Origin of the sequence: Methylobacterium sp. HMF5984, assembly GCF_045033435.1 — a bacterium.
GTDB lineage: Bacteria > Pseudomonadota > Alphaproteobacteria > Rhizobiales > Beijerinckiaceae > Methylobacterium.
In genome coordinates, this window is record NZ_JBJFLN010000001.1 from 4837114 (window position 1) to 4857826 (window position 20713).

A 20713-nucleotide genomic window follows, 5' to 3' on the forward strand; every position below is an offset into this window, starting at 1 on the left:
ATCCTCGTCGCGACGCGACGCCGTCCTCGCGGCTGACAGGAGTACCCGACCTCATGTGGCGCGCTCTCGCCTTCCTGGCCCTGCTTGCCGTCGCCGCCTTCGGGGCGGTGTGGATCGCCGACCGACCCGGGTCGGTCACCATCGTGTGGAACGGCTACGAGGTGGCCACGAGCCTCGCCATCGCCCTCATCGGCGTCGGCATCGCGGCGATCGCGCTCGGCCTCGTCTGGGCCGTGGTCCGCGGCATCATCACCCTGCCGGACACCCTGGTGAACGGCTCGCGCGAGCGCCGCCGGGCCAAGGGCTTCACCGCCCTGTCGCGCGGCATGGTCGCGGTCGGGTCGGGCGATCCCCTCGCCGCCCGCCGCCATGCGGGCGACGCCGAGCGCCTGCTCGGCGCGGAACCGCTGACCCTGCTGCTCAAGGCTCAGGCGGCGCAGATCTCCGGCGATCGGCAGGCGGCCGAGAGCGCGTTCCAGCGCATGGTCGACGACCCCGAGACGCGGGTGCTCGGCCTGCGCGGCCTATTTGTCGAAGCGCGCCGACGCGAGGACGACGTCTCCGCCCGCGCCTACGCGGCGGAGGCCGCGCGCCTCGCCCCCAGCGTCACCTGGGCGAACGACGCCGTGCTGGAGGCGCAATGCGCCGACGGCGACTGGGGCGGCGCGCTCGAGATCGTCGAGCGCCGCGGCTCCCTCGGGCTGATCGACAAGGCGGAGGCGCGGCGCCAGCGTGCCGTCCTGCTCACCGCGATGGCGCAGGTGCGCGAGGCCGGCGAGCCGGAGGCGGCGACCGAGCGCGCGCTCCAGGCGGTCAAGCTCGCGCCCGATCTCGTTCCCGCCGCCAGCATCGCCGGGCGCCTGCTCGCCCGCCGCGGCGATCTGAAGAAGGCGGCCAAGATCGTCGAGGCCGCGTGGAAGGCCAATCCGCACCCGGACCTCGCCAAGGTCTACCTCAACCTGCGCACCGGCGATTCCGTGCGGGACCGCCTGGCGCGGGCCGAGACGCTGGCCAAGCTCTCGTCCTGGGCCCCCGAGGCGCGCCTCGCCCTGGCGCAGGCCGCGTTCGACGCCCGCGACTTCGAGAAGGCCCGCGAGGCGATCCGGCCCCTGCTCGACGACGGCCCGAGCGTGCGCACCTGCCTGATGATGGCGCGGATCGAGGAGACCGAGCACGGCGCCGGCTCGGGCCGCGCCCGCGAATGGCTCGCCCGCGCCGCGCATGCCCCGCGCGATCCCGTCTGGATCGCCGACGGCGTCGCCTCGCCGACCTGGGAGCCGATCTCGCCGGTCTCCGGCCGCATCGACGCCTTCGTCTGGCAGGCGCCGCCGAACCTGCTCGCCGGCCAGGAGCCGTTCGAGACGCCGGCGCCGGACACCGACACGGTCGCGCTCGCGGCGCCCCATGCCGCCGCGCCTGCGGCCGCGAGCACGATGGCGCCCGCTCCCGCCGCCGGGCCCAAGCCGACGACCACCATCCCGGCCGGCATCACGCCGGCGAGCGTTGCGCGGGTGCCGGCCGAGGCCGACAAGCCTGCCGTCGCCGAACCCGGGCCGATGCCGGCCGGCGCTGCGAGCCCCGTGGTGCTGCCGCAGCCGCGTCCCGCCGGTCCGCCTGCAACCGGTTCGCCCGCAACGGCACGCGAGGACGCCGAGGCCAAGGCCCGTCGCTTCGGCTGATCGTTCCCGCGCCGCCCGGCCCCGCCGGGCGGCCGGCGGGTGCGACACGGGCATGGCGTCGGGCTTCATCGAACGGCCATATCGCCACGGCAAGATACATCCTGTGGTAGGCTCCGACGCGCGGCACCGTTCTGCGCTCCGGTGCGTTTGACCCACGAAACGACCAACCTTTGGTGGTGAAGACGGCTGCAATCGGCGGTACGCCCGCTTCCCAGGGCAGGTCCGATCGATTATTTGCCGGATAACTTTTCCTCCGAGAGGCCCCACCACTGTTCCAGTTCCGTTCCGGCCCAGCACACCGCATCGTTCCCTCCGCGATCGGGCCGCACGCCTCGGAGCGCTGGAACCGCATCGGAGCGCCCGCATGGCGCCGACGCGCATGACGACGATGCCGCTCGACGACGAGCGCGAGGCGCGGCCGCAGGTCGGCGCGCTGCCGTTCCGGCGCGAGCCCGACGGCAGCTACAGCGTGCTCCTCGTCACCTCCCGCGAGAGCCGGCGCTGGGTGATCCCGAAGGGGTGGCCGATGAAGGGGCGCAAGCCCTTCGAGGCGGCGGCCCGCGAGGCCTACGAGGAGGCCGGCGTGATCGGCCAGATCGGCAAGCGGCCGCTCGGCTTCTACCTCTACCAGAAGCGCCTGAAGAACCGCGACGCGGTGCTGTGCCAGGTGAAGGTGTTTCCGCTCGAGGTGCGCAAGCACCGCAAGACCTGGCCGGAGCAGCACCAGCGCGAGCAGCGCTGGTTCACCCCCGCGGACGCCGCCGAGGCGGTGACCGAGCCGGGCTTGGCCGCGATCATCCGCGCGGCGCTGAAGCGTGACGGCCGCCCCAAAACGTGATCCACCCGGTCGATTGCGCCCTCGGGACCGCCAAGCGCGATTGCCAAGCCGCCGTCGATCCCTTAAAGCCCCTCTCGGTCGGACGGAGACGCCCCCTCGCGGGCCCCGGATCGCCGTTGCTGCGGTAGCTCAGTGGTAGAGCACCTCATTGGTAATGAGGAGGTCGTGGGTTCGATCCCCCCTCGCAGCACCATTTATACCAAGCACTTAGTTCGGATTTGCCGAGCGCTTGCACCCCCCGAATTAATGCAGGGGTGCAGCAGGGGTGCAGTCTGGTCATATGCATCCCCGGTCGCTCGATTGAGCGTCGGCAGCGAATGCTGCAACCAGCCCAAGAAGCAAGTCGCCCATTGGATCGCCACAGCGAGTCACAGGCGGCGTTCAACGCTTCCGGCGGCCGAATGATGTTTCGGACTCGGAAGAGGCTTCAGCGGGCGTTTCTAGAGCTGGGCTGTATGCGGTGCGGGTCTTCGTGCGGAACACCTCGTTGACGAGATCCTGCATGCGTCGGCCGTCGAGGCGCCCGATCATCCGGGCAATCTCGGCTAGCTCGCTGACTGTGCCGCGTGCCAAGACGCTCCTGAGAGCGCCGGGAGCAACCTCGCGTTCGGCTCTGGTATCGGTCTGCTGCTTCTCGCGGAGGGCGTCACGAGCTTCGAGGACGGAGGCTAGTTGCGCACGTATTTCCGGTGTGGATTGGTATTTGGCGCGCCTGGCCTTCGCAGCATCCTCGCGGTTTCGGGCCGCGCCAGGATCGAGCGACGTGGGGGCGTTACTCATGGCGACGGTCTCCGGCCTCTGCCCGTAGGCGTTCGGCGAGTTCGGGGTGGTTGTTCAGAATGACGGCGGCGTGAGTCATGTTGCCGGACGTGGCCCAAGGTGAGCCGTAGACGCGGACGATCTCTTCGGCCTGCTGACGCTTCAGGGCCGCCGATCCTTCGCGGGCGGCTCGGTTCGTCTCGATGGCGCGTTGGGTCGCGTTCGCTCCAGCCGGAAGCTGAGTGGTTGATGTCGAAGGGGTCGACGTCCGGCCCATGCCTTCGGAGTAGAGGGACAACGCGGCGTCGAGGTCGCCAATCCGGCCGTTGCCGAGGGTGAACGCGATCTGGCCAGCGTCATTCACGAATGAGACGGATCTCAGGGTGGCGTTCAGCGTATCGATCTCTTCGGTGCTGAGATCCGCTCCACGCGCTTTGGCGTGGGTGATGATGTTCTGGTTGTAGGTGATGTTCGGCTGGCTCATGGGGTGGCCTCGCGGATCGCGGAGGCAAGTGCTCCGGCCTCGCGGAGGGCCTTGGCCAGCGTGGCGCGGACGAAGGCGGGACGTGAGAGGCGCGCGTCGCGTCGAGCCCGATCCAAAGCCTGCTCGGCCTCAAGATCGAGTTCAACGACGACCCGAGCCCCGCGTGGGGTCGAGGTCATAGGTTTTCTCCGGGAGTAGGCGTGCAATGCGCACGCAGAAAACCGCCTCTGGCAGGATGCCGAGACGTTCAGGCCAGAAGGGTGTCTGGCTGTTCAATGATGGGAGGGAAGCCGCCGGGTGGATGTCTAGCAGCTTGCCTTGCGTGTATCACACCCGGCCCTGTTTGTCAAGTCGGGCTGCAAACCATCAGTTTCTAGCCAGAAGTGAGTCAGAAAAGCCGAAGTCGACGAAGCGACCGTAGGGAGCGATGATCGAGCCGAAGGCGAGGCTACCTTCCTCCAGTCCGCGTCATGTCTGGTCTAGAACGGGCAGTCTGCTCCGACCATGGCCTCGCTGGCCTTGTCGTTCTGCTCACTAACCCGAGCTTTGATCGTCCCCATCCATTCGTTCTCCGGCATGGGCGATTGAGCAGCCTCTCGGATCGCAGCTTCGATGTCCGGCAGGTTGTTGAATTGCCCCGCCCAGCGGTTAGCGGTGCCCGGCGAGATCGTCCCTTGGGAGATGACGATGGGCTTGGTGATGGAACCGGCCTTGCGTCTCGGCACCGGCTGGCTTGGCCGCCCCCCTACACCCCCCTTACCAGCTACAACTGCGATCTGATCTGATGCAGTGTGATCCAGTGTAGTGTGATCTGATGTGGTCTGATCTCTTATGGATGCAGTGACAGAGGCTGTGGCAGGCTCTGTGACAGAAGCTGTGACAATCTCTGCGACAGAGGCCGAAGTGGTCTCGGTGGTCTGCCTGTTCCCGTTGCGAGCCTCGCGGGCTTTCCTTGTCCGCTCAATCTGCTGCCTACGCGACTCCCAAGCCTCCAGGGCCTGCGGTGCCAGAGTGCGCGAGTACCGCCGGCCATCTGAGCAGAGAGTGAAGTCGGACAGGGCCTCAACCTTCACGGCCTCCCATAAGGCCAGGGCAGCTGGTCCACGACCGAACCCGCAGAATGCAGCGAGGCGCCGGTCGTCGTCTGGCAGGGATGCAGCGGGCTTCTCCTGCCATGACTTCATCATCAGCATGATCGCGGCCTTGAACCCGTCCCCGGACAGGAACGACAGTTCTCCCTCTGTGACCGCGTTAATGTCGAGAGGAGTCCACAGATAGCTCGGGAACGAGACATCTGCCGGAATGAGCGGTTCTGGGAGATCTGACGTAGTTGCGGTATGTATCATCTCTATTCTTCTTTCAGTGAAGCCCGTTCTCTGTTGTCAGCCAGACATTGCGGGGGACGGGTTTTTGCATTCACGCCCCTATTTTCTGCTGCTTTAAGCCGTAAAATCGGGCACCCTAAGTTATTGTTTGTGTTGATCTTTCGAATTTATCGGTCGAAAAGGGGGATTTACGCTGTTGTCGCTCGCTTTTTGTGTGACGGAATGCGGGAGGTCGGCAGATCTTCAAGGTAAGTTCAGATCTGCCGTTTGCGTCTTTAGCCACCTCAATCGGACACATCCTGTCGGAGAATTTGAGATAGCTGATGCGGGCCAACCAATTCGGATTCGCACAAAGTGGAGCGAGACATCGAGTGGCATCGCAGCTTGGCACATATGGCTATTGTTACCCCAGAGCCACAATGGCATGTGTATAGAATGATCACGGAAATTCCTACCGCAGCAGATTTCCAGGCAGCAGGCCTGAATCAGATTTACCTGGCATGGCAGATCGCCATACAAACCACACAAGAGTATGATCGAGCACGGGAAAGCGCTCTTGATTTAGAAGAGGAAGAGATTACTGCAGCGGGAAAAGCTTATTGGCTGAAATCGCAACCAATTTTGGCCAATGCTTTCGGCCTGGTGCAACAAGCGATGGAAATGTCCTTAAAAGGACGCATAGCTGCAATCTCTCCATACCTCCTAATCTCAAGAGATCCAAAAGACTGGCCATCAAAAGTCGATACAACGCCGATACCATTCAGCGATTTTAGAACTTTGGACGCTGCAGACTTAGTAAAAGTCCATAACACATTCTCAGATAATCCACTTGACGACCAATTTAAGGCTTTTTGGGACGGAGTGCGACGAGATAGAAATAAGGTAATGCATTCCGTTACTGTACATGAATTTAATCCGTCAATAATAGTTCGGACTATTCTGCAAGCTGTAGAAACTCTATTTTCTGATGTTAAGTGGCCTCTAAGATTGATAAAAATGGAAGAAGATGGAAAATACGCTGCATATGGATTAGGTGAATACTATGAGCATAATATAGTTATGGGACAAATAGAAACTGCATTGAGTTATTTAGAGCCGTCCGAAAAGAAAAGATTTTTTTCATTCGACTCGAAACGACGTGCTTATGTGTGCCCTGGTTGTTGGTATTCTGCCAATCGGGATTACCAAGAAGAATGGCCAGCACTTGCGCAGCTCACATCAAAAAGCTCAAACTGCGGTGAAATCCATTGTATTCTCTGTGACCAGGATTTTGCCGTCGAACGAAGCGACTGTATGAATCCTGATTGCAAGGGAAACGTGCTCCACGAAGGTACATGTCTTACCTGCCATTCAGAGCAGGACTCTCCATACAACTTTCGCTCTGATCTAGAAAAGAAACCAAGCAAAGAAACGGTTGAATATAGTTTTTGGTGGAAAAGATTTGCGCAAACTGTGGCGGACCGTTCACATTTTATCGATGAAGAAAGCGCGGTTGAACATGCTCGACAAGCAATGAGCGCGCCTCATCTTTTATCATGGGAGTGTGTAACCATAAGAATGCAGCCTTTAGGAGCGCTCGAGCTTAGAAGTACAGTCGTTGGAACTTGGTTGAGAGAAGGTTAAGATTTGATCTGGAGGCGAAATCATATGCCTTGAGAAATTCGACTGCGGACCCTCTAGTTTAATAAGAGTATTCATACGTAGGGGGATGCCTTTTCTATATTTTATGTAATACAGAAAAAACCAACGTGCTAAATTAGGGAAATATGTTTATGGGCTTTTAATCAAAAGAGCCGGAATGATCGCTTGAGAGTTTGAGAAAACGCGCCAACTGCTAGGTCTGGCGGGATCAAGTTGTGACGCTTCGCGGGTTTACCGAGCACCATATGATCGAAAGCATCTGGGTTCTCGAACGGTCCTGGTAGTCCGAAGTAAAAGCAAGCCGTAGTGTCAGGCAAAGAGGCGTCGATAGCGTTCTTTCCGTCTGTTGTGTTGAAGCTGTGCCAGAACGGTTCTCCGCTCGATACAATCGATTTGGGAGCGAGACACCAGCCTTGCACGCGCACGAGACCATTGCTGTTCTGCAAGTGCTCCGAAGCTTCGAGGCAGCTGCCCTCTGGCCAGCGAGCGATGCCGTCGGGAAGGGGGGCGCCTTCGTAGGATTGGCCGTGTTCGATGAGGTAATCGATGTATCGGCGCGCGAGAACGTCAGATCGGCGTAAAGCGCGGATCACCGGGTGCTTCTCAGCATCCATAGGGAACTTCCTTTTTGGGTTGTGAAGATTTTCCAGCTTAAATTATGACGGAGTGCATCGAAGCCGGATTTCAAATAATAAAGGTTTCTTTTAGCGCAAAAATTTTATTACATCATTGGCAAGGCCACCCCTATGCTGTCAAATAAAATGATTGCATTCTTGCAAGTGACATGCAAACGCATCTATATTTTTGATGAATTGAGAAAAGATTCGTAACACTGCAAATAACACTTGCAACACGGCGACGAATGCCGTAGCTTGAGGATGCACCCCGATGCTGGATCATGAAGCACTGAGCAAGTTGGATGATGTGGCCGGGCTACTCTTGCGCCTGGCTGAGCAACGCACCGCCGATGGTGACGATGCCAGTGGCACGGTCGTGGCCACTGCCGCCGATCAAGTGCTGGCTGTGCTTGACCTCAACGCCTTGCGCACCCGTGAGGCGAAGGCAGCGTAAGCTTCCCTGGTAGGCGAGACCTCAAGAGGCTTGGCGCTGGCGTCCTCGGGCGTCGGCGCCTGGCTGTCGTTCAACTAGTGATGATCGAAGCGCCTACTGCTGCGAGCGTCGCGTGCCGCGTTCCTGGCAGCGCGATCCTGTCGAACCGCACGGTCGTCCTCTACCTGCCGGAGGCGGTGTAGATCGTCAGCCTGGCGTTCCTGCTCTGGCCATGTCACGCAGGGCGTTGACGGCCCGAGTGTCGTCGTACCCTTGCGCTGCCACGGGGGCGGTAGCCAGGATGAGCAGAGTGTCCGTCTTCAGATGATTTGGGACATTCAGCGGTGTTCAGGAGCGGAGGCTCTGGTTCATCTGGGGTAAGAGGTTAGGCAGCCTGCGCGTGGTGGCGCAAGCGGCGATCCATCAGGGTCTGGCGCTTGATGCGTTCCCGCTCGGCCAGGATCCCTTCGCCGCGTCCGAAGTAGACGTCGGCGGGCGTGAGGTTGCTCAGGCTCTCATGGGCTCGGGCATGGTTGTAGTGTTCGACGAAGTCGGCAACCTGCGTCTCCAACTCGCCGGGCAAGTACGCGTGTTCGAGCAGGATGCGGTTCTTGAGTGTCTGATGCCAACGCTCGATCTTGCCCTGCGTTTGCGGATGGCATGGCGCACCGCGGATGTGGGTCATGCCCCGAATGCCGAGCCAGTCAGCCAGGTCGCTGGCGACGTAGCTTGGACCGTTGTCGGAGAGCAGGCGTGGCCGCGGCATCACCCGCGCCTGATCGAGCCCAGCCGCACCCAGCGCCAGGTCGAGCGTGGCGGTGACGTCGCTGGCCTGCATCGTCGTGCACAGCTTCCAGGCGACGATGTAGCGTGAGAAGTCGTCCAGGACCGTCGACAGGTAGTACCAGCCCCAGCCAACGACCTTCAAGTAGGTGAAGTCCGTCTGCCAAAGCTGGTTGGGCGCGGTGGTTTTATCGCGGAACTCGTCGGCGGCCTTGATGACGATATAGGCCGGGCTGGTGATCAGGTTCTGAGACTTGAGCAACCGGTAGACGGTCGCTTCCGAGACGAAGTAGCGCCGCTCGTCGGTGAAGCGCACCGCCAGCTCACGCGGACTGAGTTCAGGCTGCTCCAGAGCCAAGGCAACGATCTGCTCGCGGATCTCTGCAGGTAGACGGTTCCAGACCCGGCTCGGCTGCGAAGGATGGTCATTCAACGCCTCGGGGCCGCCGCGCTGGTAGGCGTCGTACCAGCGGTAGAACGTCGAGCGCGTGATGCCGAGCTTGTCCAGGGTGGCACGCACCGGCAGGTGGGATTGCTCGACCAGCCGGATGATCTCCAGCTTCTCGGGGGCCGGGTACCTCATGCCTCGTCGCCCCCAGCCCCGCTCATGCTTTTTTTAAGCAAACGGTTCTCCAGGACGAGATCAGCTACGACCTCCTTCAGCGCCCCCGCTTCGCGACGGAGATCCCGCACCTCATCCGTGGTGGCCGCACGAGACGTGTCACCGGACAGGCGCTTCTTGCCAGCCTCCAGGAACTCCTTGGACCAGCCGTAGTACATCGAGGCGGCAATCCCCTCACGTCGGCACAACTCCGCGATGCTGTCCTCGCCACGCAAGCCTTCCAGCACCACACGGATCTTCTCCTCGGACGAGAACTGCCGACGTGTGGCCCGACGGATGTCCTTGATCACCGCTTCTGCCGGCTTCTTGGCCGGTCCGGATGTCTGCTTCATCTTCGCTCCTCAGGGGCTACGATGAACCAGCCATCCTCCGTTCGTGAAGACCCTCATTCTGTCCCACAGGTGCTGACGTCGGACAGCCTTCGACAACGTCACGGTGGATCACATCGCCCATCGGCTCGTCGGGTTCGCGCGTCGCTGCTACCGTCGGACAACATCTCCTGGAGCACCCAGCCAATGCGCCCGCTCGCCCTTGTCCTGCCGATCGTCCTCAGCCTCGCCGTTCCGGCCGTCGCCCAATCGCCAATGCCCTCGGCTGCACAGAGTGCTCAGCGAGACCGGATGAAGAGCTGCAACGCCGACGCCGGCTCCCAGAAGCTCGCCGGCAGCGCGCGCAAGGGCTTCATGTCCGATTGTCTCGCCGGCAAGGCTGCAGCGCCGGCGAAGGAGCTGACACCGCAGCAGGCGAAGATGAAGAGCTGCAACGTCGATGCCTCAGCCAAAAGCCTGAAGGGCGCCGAGCGCAGGAGCTTCATGAGCACCTGCCTGAAGGGCTGAGCGACCGCCGCGCAGTGGTTCGGCGACCTAGACAACCTAACCGGCGGCGAGACAATCTCCGGCGGCACCGGAGAACGCTCGTGTTTCGCCATTTTCTGCCATGCCTTACCATCACCGTGGCCCTCTTCCTGGTGGGGCCGATGGTTCCACAGCCGGCGGAAGCAACGCCGGGCATGGTCTCAGCGAACGGGTGCCATAGCCACCCGCGGCACTGCCACAGTCACGGCGAGCTACGCCGCAACACGCAAGGCCGCTACTATGTCCCAGGTGCGTTCGGTGGCCATCGCTCTCGCGCTCGCCGCGGCCGCCGTAGATAACGCAACCGCGGCCGAGCTGATCGTCGGGCGCGCCAGCGTCACCGACGGCGACACGGTCGTCATTCACGGCACGCGCATTCGTCTCCACGGCATCGACGCCCCGGAGAGCGCGCAAATTTGCCAGGACGCCGCCGGCAAGGATTACCGCTGCGGGCAGGTCGCAGCCCTGGCCCTGTCCGATCTCATTGGAGAGGCACCGATCGCGTGCGAGCCTCGCGACACCGACCGCTATGGCCGCACCGTCGCCGTCTGCCGGAAGGGGGCCGAGGATCTGAACGCATGGATGGTCGCCCAAGGCCACGCCATCGCCTACCGCCGCTACTCCACCGACTACGTCGAGGCCGAGGCGACCGCGAAAGCGGTCAAGCGCGGCATCTGGGCCGGCTCGTTCACGACCCCGTCCGAGTGGCGCAGGGGCGAGCGCGGCATGTCTATGGGATTCGCGGCACCCGGTGGGCCGGACGGGCCGATCCCCGCCCCGTCATCGCGCGTCGAGCCGGCCGTGGGCGGCAGCTGCACGATCAAGGGTAACATCAGCCGGAAGGGCGAGCGGGTCTACCACCTACCGGGCTCCCGCGATTACGACCGGACCCGGATCGACGCAAAGTCCGGCGAGCGTATGTTCTGTACTGAGGACGAGGCTAAAGCCGCAGGGTGGCGCGCATCACGCGGATAGTCGTCAGCAACAGCAGAGATTATCGCTAATAAGACATACGGCCATATCACCTACATGAGATAGAAATAGGCCAGTATTGACGGAGTCAATATTGTGCTAGCGATCGATAGCACCATAAGAGACACGACAGCATTTCCGTGTTCCCTGGGCCTATCTTTCAATATGTATTCGACTGGAACCGATAGAAGCAAAAATGGCAATGCACATATCATAAAAATAATACATATGGCATAGTACGGCATCATCACAGCGATTAACACCGGCACCATAACATCTATACTCTTCGGTTCATTGAGCGCCGCAGAATTGCACGACATGAGGCGTCCCTTCCTCCGATCCAAATGCAACCAGAGATAGAATTACAGCTCCCAATAAAACCGCAAGCGTACGCCGCGCCGGATTTGCGGCGTAGAGTACGCAGGCCTGGGATTGGTGCGCGACCCAGGTCACAAGCCCTTCGCGATCGGCTAGCACCATTTCAGATGACCTAGTGACGCTCTGCAGGCGCTCGCGCGAACACGCGCTTCTCCGACCGTGGCCGCGCTACACTGGCCGACGGAGAGGCGGCATGTCACACGAGTCGGATGGCTAAGCCCGATCTGAACCGTTGCGAAGTGAAGATCGACGGGTCCTGGATTGCGGTCAGCCTGATCGAAGCAGTTGGACAGCACGGTACGGCCGAGAAGCGTTGTCTGGTTTGCCATGGGCGCGTTGCGGTTGCCGGATCGTACGCTGCAGTCGTGAAGCGCACGCTCACGCATCGCCGGGTTCACGATGGATGCCCGCTGATACCGAAGGCCTATTGCGGTACGCCTTCGCCGCACCCGGAAGCCGTGAAGTAGCCTGAGATTGTTGGCCTTCTCGGACCAGTGGCAATGAGCACCACGATCACCAGCACCTGCTGAAGGCCAAGATCATGACCGACGACGAGGTGAACGCCGCGGCCGACGTGTTCATGCGTGACGCGACGGTGAGTCTGTTCCGGTTCGAGAGCGGGTACACGGTGGATCCGGCCGCCGCGGTGAAGGATTACGAGCCGTCGCGGAGGTCGGTCGCCGAGCCCGACGCGTCCGAGACCTTCCGGCGAGGCATGGTGCGAACCGCGATTTTGCTGGCGCGGCCGGCGGCATCGTGAGCGACGACCCCTTTCACGAAGCTGCTGAAGTCCTCCGCGCGATGGGCTGGGACGTCCAGCCGACCGGCGACGACCTTGGCTTGTGGCTGGTGGATGGTGAGCAGGTTGGCGACGCCGATCTGATGGCGCTCGCCCGTCTCGTTGGCCTCGTGACAGCGCCTGAGACGATCCAGTAAAGTCGACCGACACCTCGCCGGCCAAGCCCAGACCGGCGCGGTGTCGGTGGGAGCCGTCGAGCAGGTCTTCGGGTCACTCCGCCGCTTGCTGAAAGCGCAGGCGCTGGTTCTGCCCGATGGTGCGGGAGATCACCGAACGGCGCGCGCTGTAGCTCGCTGAGACCAAGGGATAGTCGACCGGCAGGCCCCACTTGGCACGGTAGGCCTCGGCCGACAGTCCGCGCAGCGTCAGGTGTCGGCGCAGCGCCTTGTAGGGCTTGCCGTCTTCGAAGCTGATGATGGCGTCCGGCGAGATCGACTTGCGAATCTCCGCATTGGTTGGCTTCGTCAGAACCGGCTTCGGCGGAGTGGTCAGCCCCGTAAGCGAGCCGTGAACCATGCGGATCAGGTCCGGCAGCCCCGTAGCGGGCACAGAGTTGTGGGCGACGTAGCTCGTGAGGATCTTGGCGGCGAGATCGATGGGGTCCGTCGTGGTCTGCACGGTTCGTCTCCTGCGAATGCTGTCTTGTCGGTGCGTGTCCAAACGTGCTGTCGCCGAGCACAGGATGTTTTCGGTCGTCGATCACCCTGAACGGTCGCGGCAGGTCGGCCTGCCGTCGCACGATTATGCGCCCGCGATTTCGAAACACAACTTCTGCGCGAGTTTGTTGATGGGTGCGATCTACTTAGAATTGATTAACGGGCTCAACCCGGCTGCAATGGGACGCCGTGAGAGACGAGACGCTGCTATTTTCCCATCGAAGTGGGGTTCAGGCACCTCTTGCGAGCCCCGGCCTCAACCTTCAGGCGTGCAATTATCGGTTGTATAAACCGCCCCGCTTGCAGCCCCACCCGATCGGCTCGGGGGGCCTGCTGCTGCCTACGGCGGAAGTCTGGCGCGGCTGGCGTGAGCGGGGCAAACCTCAATCTGGCTTCTCGCGCTTCGCAATGACCCGGCAGGCCTGGCGCAGCGTAATCTCCTGCGCCGGGTAAAGCTTCGCCGCCGCGTCGAGCACGAGGTGGCCGAGCTCGAAGTTGTAGACCGTCGCCAAGTGCCACTCGATCGAGCCCGACGTCGTCCAGGCCTCGACGTTCAGGCCGCGCTGAATCGGCGTCGGCACGATCTGCTTCCGCGGATGCGGCAGCACGAGCCGGGCCTGGCACACGTTCTCGTATTTGCGGGCGGGCGGCGACCCGGGGCGGCGCTGATGCCGGCACGAGCCCGACAGGTGCCGGAGCGCGTCGAGCTGCTGCATCGAGGGCCCGAACCGCGCCACAAGGCCGTCTGTCGCGTAGACGCCCCGCCGGCGGCACGACAGGCACTCCACCACGACGCGATCGCCTCCGATGTCCCCGAGGGTGTCCACCTACGCGCGTGCTCGTAGACAGCGGGCGCCGCGGCGAGATGGCGGCTGAATCTCCACAGGCGCTTGGAGGGGCGGGGGATGCATCGCGGCTCCTGGTCCGGCAAGAACGGATCGGGAACAAACAGCATGCGTCACGACGGTTCAACCATGGCGACCACAGCCACGCGCGCAGCGGTGAGATGGTGTGGAGGGCGGGGTAGAAAGCCAATGCCGACGCCGCTTTACCGCTTCCACTGCACCGACGGGCACGAGCTCGTGGCCGATCTCCAGGGCAAGCGGCTACCGACCTGGGCGCTGATGCGCGCGCATGCAGAGCGGGTCTCCCTGGATCTGATGCTCAGCGGCGCTCAGCGCGACTGGTCGACGTGGACGGTCGAGATCTACGATGGGTCCGGACGGCATGTGATGTCGAAGCCGTTTACCGACGTGCTGGCCAACCGGAGCACGCGGCAAGGTTGAAGGGAAGCACCATGGCGGTGAAGCCGGCGGTCGTGATGCTCACAGCCGTCGCTCTCAGTCCCACGAAACGGTATTAGATTTTTAGGGCGAAATTCCTTTTTGTGCTTGCTACATTATTCAAGCTATGCATGATCATTGATTTCTGTATTGGTGAAGTACCGACATCAAAACAGAGCGATATGGGAATCGATCGGTACATAGCTGGAGGATCCCATGCCAAGCGCAAGATTAGCTTTTGCCCTAATGATTGGCGCCACTTCTGGTGCGGTGGCATCCGATTTTCCGAAGGAGGGTACCGCATCCTACACCACACATTACGTCAACATATCTGCTACGCCCATGAAGATGAATGATAGAACCTCCTCGATCTACGAGAGCGCCGGCATCACTCGCAATGATAAGGGCGAGGCACCTTTCAACGACATGGGAACGCGCTGTGTCGGCATGCGTGAGGCGAACGGGAACGATGTAGTTAACCGCGGCAGCTGCATCGATACCGACAAGGACGGCGACCAAGTGTTCTCGACATACGAGGCGAACGCAAAGAGCGGACAGCACGTGTTCGTCGGCGGAACGGGAAAGTACCAGGGTATCTCTGGATCAGCTGAGTACACCTTCCAAGCGGTGAAGGTGCCGGAGGGTGCACGATCGATGACAATCGTGCCTCACAAGGCGACTTGGAAGCTGCCCTGAGGATCTACGTTTGCTGAGCGCCTTCGTGGTTAGGTGACGATAGCCTACGGTTCGGCCCCGCCGCGATCTGCTCACGCGGCGGGGGAACTCCGGATCTCACCAGCTAGAGCTGTTGCCGTTCAGGTCGGGTCATAAGCGTCGTATCCTGCGGCTGTGATGTAGTTTCGGCATTCGTTCGGACTGAAGGCGGCGAAGGCGTTTGCGATGGCCTGCCAGAGGTCGGGGACGGTGCGCGCGGCGGCTGTGCGCAGAAGGGCTTTGAGCTTGGCGAAGGCTTGTTCGATCGGGTTGAAGTCGGGCGAGTAGGCGAGTAGGCGGGGAGGTAGAGTAGGCGCGCGCCGACCGCCTCGATGGCCTCGCGCACGCCGGCTACCTTGTGGACGTTTAGGTTGTCGAGGACGACGGTGTCGCCGCGTCTCAGCACCGGGACGAGGATGTCGGTGACGTAGGCTCGGAAGCGCTCGCCGTTGGTGGCGCCATCGAACAGGGTGGTGGCGAGGAGGCCGCTGGTACGAAGGGCGGCGGTGACGGTGGTGGTCTTGTAGTGACCCTGGGGCACGAGGAGCCGGCAGCGCTCGCCACGTGGAGACCGACCGTAGCGCCGGGCCATGTTGGTGGCCGCAGCGGTCTCGTCGATGAACACCACGGCGTCGGGATCGAGGTCGAGTTGCCCTGCAAACCACGCCTCCCGTGCGGCTTTCACGTCCGCTCGTTCCTGCTCAGTGGCGTAGACAGCCCCCTTTTACGGGTGACCCGATGCCGGGCGAAGAACCGCCACAGCCCGCTGACGCTCGTCCGGACGCCCCGCTCGGCCAGGGTGTCGCGTAACTCCCGCAGGAACGCCTGCGGATGCTCTTGGTAGGCCTGAAGGATAAGCTCGGCATGCGCCTCGATGGCGGGTGCGGGCCGCTCACCACAAGCCGGCAGGGGCGCGATCTCGCCCTCCTTCTGGAAACGCTCGTGCCAGCGGATCGCGCTGGACGCACCGACACCAAAGCGCTTGGCTGCCTGTCGGCGCGACGACCCCGCTTCGATCGCCGCGATCACCCGCTCGCGAAGATCCACGGATAAGGCTGACGGCATCCCGATCTCCTCGGAAAGCCCGACATCGAATCAGATCCGAAACCCGCCCGCTACCCCCTTGATTCAATCCAACCGGACGTGGCTCTAGGCCGATACGCAACTTGGCCCGCGTCTAAGATGCTGGTGGTTGGTTAGAGGTACGTCACCGCGGCGGGTACCGCAGTGTGCCGGAACAGGGCGCTAAGGGCCTCAGGCCGTCTCGGCGACCTTCTTACGCCCGCGTGCCTTCGGAGCTGCCTCGGACGCCCCTCCGGTCTTGGGCTTCCGACCACGGGTCTTGGGCACCTCGGAGACTGTCTCGTCGGCTGCGGCAGCCTTGGGAGCCGCTTTACGCCGTTGCTGGCCAAGGCCGAGAGAGCGGGCCAGCTCGGAGCGCCTGGCGGAGTAGTTGGCAGAGGTCGATGGGTAGTCAGCCGGCAGACCGTAGCGCGTCCGGTATTCTTCAAACGTCAGGCCGTTGCCCGTCAGGTGGCGCTTCAAGGTCTGATAGGTCTTGCCGTCGATGAAGCTGACCAAACCCTCAGGGCGGATCGACTTCTTGACCTGGGCCGGCGTCGGCTTCTCGGGCCCGGCAGGCTCGGCAGCCGCCCCACTGCTGAGACCAGACAAGGAGGCATGCACGCCGGCGATGACCTTGGGCAGCTCCGAAACAGGCACATTGTTGTTCGACACATAGGCCGCGACGATGTCGGCAGCGAGTTCCATGAAGTTGTTAGCTTGAGCTTCGACTTGTTCGTCCACGACGATCCCTTTCCTAAAGTGGATCTATCGCTCTACCCCTATCGGCGGCCCGTCAAGACACATACGGTAGAAACACACTGCCGAATGCTGATACAAGTCAGATACGCGAACGACTTTGACCTCGTTGCCGATTTACGGAGCAACCTGTTGCTGATGGTTGCGCTGATGGGGCCTCACGCCGAGCAGGTCGCCTGGTGTGATGCTTGGCAACGCACGGCGCGGAGCTCGGTCTGGAGTGTCGAGGTTTGCGACGCCAACGGTGGATCCACGTTGAGGTTGGCGTTCAGCACTATGCGGGACAGAGACTTCCGATAGCGAGGCCGCGAAGCCCCTGCTACGATTGGATGACCTGTCCACGAGCCCCTAAGGGCGTGACCCGATGCCCTACCCCGTTGCCATCATCTTCACGCTCGCGTTGTTCTTCGTAGGGATGGCGGCGATCGGATGGTGGCAGGATCCGGCGGCACCTGCCCTTAGCGATTGGTTTGTTGCTAAGGCGACCGAAGGCGGTCTCTGGACGGGCCTGCTGCTATTCCTGATCGCGGCCGCTTGCTTCGCTTGGCGCGGGCAGCAATCGACCAAATAAGGGCTTGAGCAATCCCGAAACGCAGTTCCAACGAGGTGCCTTTTGGCCATTCCAAATCGAGAGATTGAGGACTCTCCGCTTGCCGGCAGCGTCACCCGCAACGGCGTCACGGTGCAGGTCCACATCTACCGGTTCGCCGGCACTGATGATGAGTGGACCCTAGAGGTCGTCGACCACGAAGGCGGTCACACGGCCTGGACTGGCGCCTTTGCGACGGATGAGCATGCCTTCGAGGCTTTCGAGCATGCAGTAGCTGAGGACGGCATCGGCTCGTTCGTTGAACAGCCGGTGGAGCACTAATCGAGAACGTGCCGGCGAAGGGCTCACGGGAGTGAACGTTGAACGGCTTGCGATGGGGATCGGTGGCTTCCTGGTGGCCTACGTGTCGATCACGGTGCTGATTTCGAACGGCTTCGACAATGCACTCATGATGGTCTTCGTGTCGGGGCTCGTCGCATCCGTTGCGCTTCTGGCCTTGCAAATCCGAGCCAATCTCAAACGGTGATCCGAGGAAACAACCGGTGTCCGAACATCAGAGTAAAGAGTGGAAGCAGGCCGAAGCACTATTCGCTAAGCGGGAGAGCCAGCCCATCCCCATGCCTCCCTACGAGGCACCGGCAAACGTGGCTGAGACGAACCTAGCTCGGCAGAGGGCGGCACGCTTAGCTAGAGATGCCGAGCAATCGAAGGCGAAGGGCCGTTTGAAATGAGCGACACGCCGGATCCTGACCGCGCCGCCCGGGTGATTGCCGAGAACGTCTACGCAGCGTTCTGCCGGCAGGGCACGATGCCAGCTCACCCCTTGGAGGAGCAGACGATCGTCACCCGGCTGGTCGAGGCGATCCGCCCGCAAATCGGCATCGGCTCCACAGGTGCGATCGTCGAAGCTGCCAACGCCGCGCTGTCGGCCTGGGAACAGCGCGATCCGGATGTCCGCGGTCCTCGCGTCGTAGCGGTCAATCAGACCGACGGTTCTGTGACCCTGGGGTAGCTACTCGACACGCCATCAGGCCCCCCGTGTCACGGCAGTGGAAGGGCTACTGGCAGCGCCACACGGCGAAGGCCGCCTGAGATGGCAATCACTCAGGTTGTCCACACCCTCACCGCCAAGCGGGATGAGATCGAAGGGCACATCGCAGAGCTACGGCGTCAACTCGCCGTGGCAGAGCGCGACCTGCCGAGCATCACAGCAGTGCTGGCGCTCTATGACCTATCACCCACCACATAGACCCGGTTTCCGGCCTACGCCCATCTCAACCGCATGTTCGCCTACGGCGAGATGTTCGGGCTGTGTAAGGCCGCCCTGTCTGAGGCTGGGAAGCCGCTCACAACGCGAGAGATCGCGCTGGCTGTCATCCGGGCGAAGCGGTGGGATGAGCGCGATGTGATGTTGCATCGAGCGGTTGCGTACCGTCTGATCCAATCACTTACACGGGCTAATGCTCAAGGAAGGATCGTAACCCTCGGAAAACGTAAAGGGATACGGATCTGGAATTCGGCTTAGCTATGCTAGTCTTTTGGAGCATCAGAAGAATTTAAGGCAGGAGTATCATTGATCCTAAGACTGTTTAGCCTTTTTACCTCACCCTCGCACTCGAGTGTGACTTTGATAAATCCAAGCTCGTCAACTTGGATATGACTTAATCCCAGTGGAATTGACAGATTAGCAAATACAGGGCCATCGGCATAGGCCTTTTTTATACCTTCTAATTGTGATGCGGATGGCTTTTGAGCTGTATTTATTCCATGGACTAAACTTGGAGTACTTTCGTCGTCCCCAGGCAGATATACATTAATATTTAATGATTTTCCGCAATGCTCTAGAGTATATCTAAATCGTATCAGAAGTTGAATTTGAGTAAGCGTTATGGGAAATTCGCCCTGCGCGATCAAATCGGTGCCATAAACGCCGATCAACATCAGTTTTCCGTTGTCTTCGACTCTGATGTCATCGCAATATATGACATAACCTTCCAACATTAGGCCACCTGCTCTAGGCCAGACTCAAAACTAGATGTGCGGTCTTTTGCTGAATTTACATTGGTTTTTTTGCTGCGGGTAGCTGCATCAAACACAACTCTAGTCGCCAAGTCTCTATATTCAGATGTCTTTGCTGAGGTTTTAACCTCACGAGCACCCCTGTCTATAAGATCAAAAACAGGTTCTTTGTTGAGAGCCCATGATAAATCTGCAATAGTTTTAACTGTCAGATTTGCTTCACCGCTCAGTTGGCGATAAATAACAGACTTATTAACTCCAAGTTTGTCGGCAATGCTCTGCAATGTCTCGCCGCGAATATGCTTAGCCTGAACATACGCAGCCTGCAGCTTAGCTCTTACTAGAGCCATATAGTTTGCCTGAGTCTCTTCTCTTGGATCAATATCAAGATAGAACATAGTGAACACCATTTTCTTTGACGTATGGAACACCAAGATGATATCTAAAAGTCTCTACTTCATTTTTATAACCTTCGGAGAGACTATAAAGCTTGATCCTCCACTTATAATCTATTACAACGGCAACAAATTCGTCGACATCAGAGAAAAATCCAAATATTCTCATCTCGATAGTTTTCAATTCCCATATTTTTTTGTCGCCCGGCCGCATTGGATGAAACTCTTGATCAAAGACCAGCGGATCTCCCGACGTATATGCTTTTAATAGATTATATAATTGCAGCTTTGGCGTTTCGTCATATCCTTCCGGAGAACTTGGACTGTTACGACTCACGCCGACTATCCAATCCAGAGCAGCATCCGTTGCATAAAATCTCCGAGTTTTTCCTTTCTTGGTTCCTTTGCTGCCACCAACCGGATGAAGCACTCCAGCCCGCGTCAAATCGCTGATCGTTGCCATATAAGTCAACAAGGTTGCCAGGGGGAGTGCAGAAAGGCACCATTGGCTCCAATCTAGAATGTTTTTTTCAGATGGTGAAGAAAAGTCACAGAGTGCAAACGAAGCGTCCTCAACCGAAAGGGTTGAGGACGCTGCATAATGTTCGCGCCGCGGAACTCGTCGTCGGTCAGGAAGCGCACGGCCCAGGCGGCCTGTTACCCGGCGGGTAACGCGTGCAGCCTCTGCCTTTGCACCCAGGTGCAGCCACTAAGCCCCCTCCAGAACCGGTAGCAGATACCGATTTCATGCAATCAAGGGTTGTGCTATGCCCTTGTGGCTCCTCCCCCTAGAGCTTCGAACCTGACTTCGGCGCGCCCTTACCCGGCGCGCCTTTTTCGTTGGCGGCATCGCGTCGTGCCCAGGGGATGAATTATCGTGTCATTGCCCTAATTGGCATGAACTATGGTTCAGGAGGTCGGGCATGCCAGGAAACGAATTTCTCATCATCGGCTTGGCGATCGCGACCTTGGCTATCGTCATTGTCGTGGCTTCGGTGATGCGAGGCAGAGTGGCAAAATCTAAGGGCGACCCAGAACGCTCGGCCTTCACAGAGACGCACGGCGAAGCCCCTCGTCAGAACCGGCCCGGG

At 60.6% G+C, this 20713-nt stretch carries 26 protein-coding genes, 1 tRNA gene and 1 pseudogene; 16 read left to right on the forward strand and 12 right to left on the reverse strand.

Annotated features, from left to right (window positions below):
* Positions 1-53 precede the first annotated feature (53 nt).
* The 3 genes from ACFZ8E_RS23390 to ACFZ8E_RS23400 all read left to right on the forward strand — a co-directional run bounded on the left by ACFZ8E_RS23390 (position 54) and on the right by ACFZ8E_RS23400 (position 2710).
* Positions 54-1679, forward strand: coding sequence for a heme biosynthesis HemY N-terminal domain-containing protein (locus tag ACFZ8E_RS23390; protein WP_405043929.1), 1626 nt, complete (start codon positions 54-56; stop codon positions 1677-1679).
* A gap of 379 nt (positions 1680-2058) precedes the next feature.
* Entirely contained in the window at positions 2059-2517 is a 459-nt protein-coding gene (locus ACFZ8E_RS23395) for an NUDIX hydrolase (protein ID WP_147729062.1), read from the forward strand.
* Positions 2518-2635: 118 nt separating this feature from the next.
* Positions 2636-2710, forward strand: a tRNA-Thr gene (locus tag ACFZ8E_RS23400).
* A 188-nt stretch (positions 2711-2898) separates the two neighbouring features.
* On the opposite strand, the gene ACFZ8E_RS23405 is transcribed toward ACFZ8E_RS23400, so the two are convergent.
* The 3 genes from ACFZ8E_RS23405 to ACFZ8E_RS23415 form a co-directional block, all read right to left on the reverse strand.
* The gene (locus ACFZ8E_RS23405) at positions 2899-3297 is read right to left on the reverse strand and encodes a hypothetical protein (protein WP_405043930.1); all 399 of its coding nucleotides are present in this window, start codon (positions 3295-3297) and stop codon (positions 2899-2901) included.
* Positions 3290-3760: a hypothetical protein gene (locus ACFZ8E_RS23410; RefSeq protein ID WP_405043931.1), complete on the reverse strand. Its 471-nt coding sequence runs from the start codon at positions 3758-3760 to the stop codon at positions 3290-3292. Before ACFZ8E_RS23410 ends, ACFZ8E_RS23405 begins: the two co-directional genes overlap by 8 nt.
* A gap of 479 nt (positions 3761-4239) precedes the next feature.
* Positions 4240-5106: a hypothetical protein gene (locus ACFZ8E_RS23415; RefSeq protein ID WP_405043932.1), complete on the reverse strand. Its 867-nt coding sequence runs from the start codon at positions 5104-5106 to the stop codon at positions 4240-4242.
* Positions 5107-5439: 333 nt separating this feature from the next.
* Here ACFZ8E_RS23415 and ACFZ8E_RS23420 point away from each other — a divergent pair, with 333 nt between their 5' ends.
* Positions 5440-6708 (forward strand): hypothetical protein, encoded by a 1269-nt coding sequence (locus ACFZ8E_RS23420; protein ID WP_405043933.1) that lies wholly within the window; start codon positions 5440-5442, stop codon positions 6706-6708.
* Between the two features lie 161 nt (positions 6709-6869).
* On the opposite strand, the gene ACFZ8E_RS23425 is transcribed toward ACFZ8E_RS23420, so the two are convergent.
* On the reverse strand, positions 6870-7340 hold the full coding sequence (locus tag ACFZ8E_RS23425) for a hypothetical protein (RefSeq protein WP_405043934.1): 471 nt from the start codon (positions 7338-7340) through the stop codon (positions 6870-6872).
* A 274-nt stretch (positions 7341-7614) separates the two neighbouring features.
* Here ACFZ8E_RS23425 and ACFZ8E_RS23430 point away from each other — a divergent pair, with 274 nt between their 5' ends.
* Complete coding sequence (locus ACFZ8E_RS23430; RefSeq protein ID WP_405043935.1) at positions 7615-7797, forward strand: hypothetical protein; 183 nt, start codon at positions 7615-7617, stop codon at positions 7795-7797.
* A gap of 364 nt (positions 7798-8161) precedes the next feature.
* Here ACFZ8E_RS23430 and ACFZ8E_RS23435 read toward each other — a convergent pair.
* A protein-coding gene (locus ACFZ8E_RS23435; RefSeq protein ID WP_405041759.1) for an IS3-like element ISMex16 family transposase occupies positions 8162-9513 on the reverse strand; the annotation gives its coding sequence in 2 pieces (ribosomal slippage) (positions 8162-9177 and positions 9177-9513; 1353 coding nt in all).
* A 183-nt stretch (positions 9514-9696) separates the two neighbouring features.
* On the opposite strand from ACFZ8E_RS23435, the gene ACFZ8E_RS23440 reads away from it, so the two are divergent.
* From ACFZ8E_RS23440 to ACFZ8E_RS23460, 5 genes are all read left to right on the forward strand, one after another.
* Positions 9697-10017, forward strand: a complete 321-nt coding sequence (locus tag ACFZ8E_RS23440; RefSeq protein ID WP_405043936.1) for a PsiF family protein — start codon at positions 9697-9699, stop codon at positions 10015-10017.
* A gap of 258 nt (positions 10018-10275) precedes the next feature.
* A complete protein-coding gene (locus tag ACFZ8E_RS23445) occupies positions 10276-11010 on the forward strand; it encodes a thermonuclease family protein (protein ID WP_405043937.1) in 735 nt (244 codons plus the stop codon).
* Positions 11011-11594: 584 nt separating this feature from the next.
* Positions 11595-11852 carry a hypothetical protein gene (locus ACFZ8E_RS23450; protein ID WP_405043939.1) on the forward strand — a complete coding sequence of 86 codons (258 nt, stop codon included), beginning with the start codon at positions 11595-11597 and terminating at the stop codon, positions 11850-11852.
* 74 nt (positions 11853-11926) lie between these two features.
* Positions 11927-12145 (forward strand): hypothetical protein, encoded by a 219-nt coding sequence (locus tag ACFZ8E_RS23455; RefSeq protein ID WP_405043940.1) that lies wholly within the window; start codon positions 11927-11929, stop codon positions 12143-12145.
* Positions 12142-12321 carry a hypothetical protein gene (locus tag ACFZ8E_RS23460; protein WP_243935147.1) on the forward strand — a complete coding sequence of 60 codons (180 nt, stop codon included), beginning with the start codon at positions 12142-12144 and terminating at the stop codon, positions 12319-12321. The genes ACFZ8E_RS23455 and ACFZ8E_RS23460 overlap by 4 nt, the downstream gene beginning before the upstream one ends.
* A 73-nt stretch (positions 12322-12394) precedes the next feature.
* On the opposite strand, the gene ACFZ8E_RS23465 is transcribed toward ACFZ8E_RS23460, so the two are convergent.
* Both ACFZ8E_RS23465 and ACFZ8E_RS23470 read right to left on the reverse strand, forming a co-directional pair.
* Positions 12395-12802, reverse strand: a complete 408-nt coding sequence (locus ACFZ8E_RS23465) for a MucR family transcriptional regulator (RefSeq protein WP_405043941.1) — start codon at positions 12800-12802, stop codon at positions 12395-12397.
* Positions 12803-13223: 421 nt separating this feature from the next.
* Complete coding sequence (locus ACFZ8E_RS23470; protein WP_405043942.1) at positions 13224-13556, reverse strand: hypothetical protein; 333 nt, start codon at positions 13554-13556, stop codon at positions 13224-13226.
* Between the two features lie 318 nt (positions 13557-13874).
* Between ACFZ8E_RS23470 and ACFZ8E_RS23475 the strand changes: the two genes are divergently transcribed.
* Positions 13875-14126 carry a DUF6894 family protein gene (locus ACFZ8E_RS23475; protein ID WP_405043943.1) on the forward strand — a complete coding sequence of 84 codons (252 nt, stop codon included), beginning with the start codon at positions 13875-13877 and terminating at the stop codon, positions 14124-14126.
* Positions 14127-14339: 213 nt separating this feature from the next.
* Entirely contained in the window at positions 14340-14819 is a 480-nt protein-coding gene (locus tag ACFZ8E_RS23480) for a hypothetical protein (RefSeq protein ID WP_405043944.1), read from the forward strand.
* Positions 14820-14938: 119 nt separating this feature from the next.
* Here the strand turns inward: ACFZ8E_RS23480 and ACFZ8E_RS23485 are convergent.
* A pseudogene (locus tag ACFZ8E_RS23485) lies at positions 14939-15902 on the reverse strand (IS630 family transposase).
* 189 nt (positions 15903-16091) lie between these two features.
* Entirely contained in the window at positions 16092-16643 is a 552-nt protein-coding gene (locus ACFZ8E_RS23490) for a MucR family transcriptional regulator (protein WP_405043945.1), read from the reverse strand.
* A 379-nt stretch (positions 16644-17022) separates the two neighbouring features.
* Here ACFZ8E_RS23490 and ACFZ8E_RS23495 point away from each other — a divergent pair, with 379 nt between their 5' ends.
* The 4 genes from ACFZ8E_RS23495 (at position 17023) to ACFZ8E_RS23510 (ending at position 18220) form a co-directional block, all read left to right on the forward strand.
* Positions 17023-17229 (forward strand): hypothetical protein, encoded by a 207-nt coding sequence (locus ACFZ8E_RS23495; RefSeq protein WP_405043946.1) that lies wholly within the window; start codon positions 17023-17025, stop codon positions 17227-17229.
* A 42-nt stretch (positions 17230-17271) separates the two neighbouring features.
* A complete protein-coding gene (locus ACFZ8E_RS23500; protein ID WP_405043947.1) occupies positions 17272-17529 on the forward strand; it encodes a hypothetical protein in 258 nt (85 codons plus the stop codon).
* A 31-nt stretch (positions 17530-17560) separates the two neighbouring features.
* Complete coding sequence (locus ACFZ8E_RS23505; RefSeq protein ID WP_405043949.1) at positions 17561-17734, forward strand: hypothetical protein; 174 nt, start codon at positions 17561-17563, stop codon at positions 17732-17734.
* Positions 17735-17935: 201 nt separating this feature from the next.
* Positions 17936-18220 carry a hypothetical protein gene (locus ACFZ8E_RS23510; protein ID WP_405043950.1) on the forward strand — a complete coding sequence of 95 codons (285 nt, stop codon included), beginning with the start codon at positions 17936-17938 and terminating at the stop codon, positions 18218-18220.
* 518 nt (positions 18221-18738) lie between these two features.
* Here the strand turns inward: ACFZ8E_RS23510 and ACFZ8E_RS23515 are convergent.
* Genes ACFZ8E_RS23515 through ACFZ8E_RS23525 form a run of 3 tightly spaced genes read right to left on the reverse strand, consistent with a single transcriptional unit; the run spans position 18739 to position 20085 of the window.
* Positions 18739-19209, reverse strand: coding sequence for a DUF6941 family protein (locus ACFZ8E_RS23515; RefSeq protein ID WP_405043951.1), 471 nt, complete (start codon positions 19207-19209; stop codon positions 18739-18741).
* Positions 19209-19625, reverse strand: coding sequence for a hypothetical protein (locus ACFZ8E_RS23520; protein ID WP_405043952.1), 417 nt, complete (start codon positions 19623-19625; stop codon positions 19209-19211). Before ACFZ8E_RS23520 ends, ACFZ8E_RS23515 begins: the two co-directional genes overlap by 1 nt.
* Positions 19612-20085 (reverse strand): hypothetical protein, encoded by a 474-nt coding sequence (locus ACFZ8E_RS23525; protein WP_405043953.1) that lies wholly within the window; start codon positions 20083-20085, stop codon positions 19612-19614. Before ACFZ8E_RS23525 ends, ACFZ8E_RS23520 begins: the two co-directional genes overlap by 14 nt.
* Positions 20086-20713: the final 628 nt, after the last annotated feature.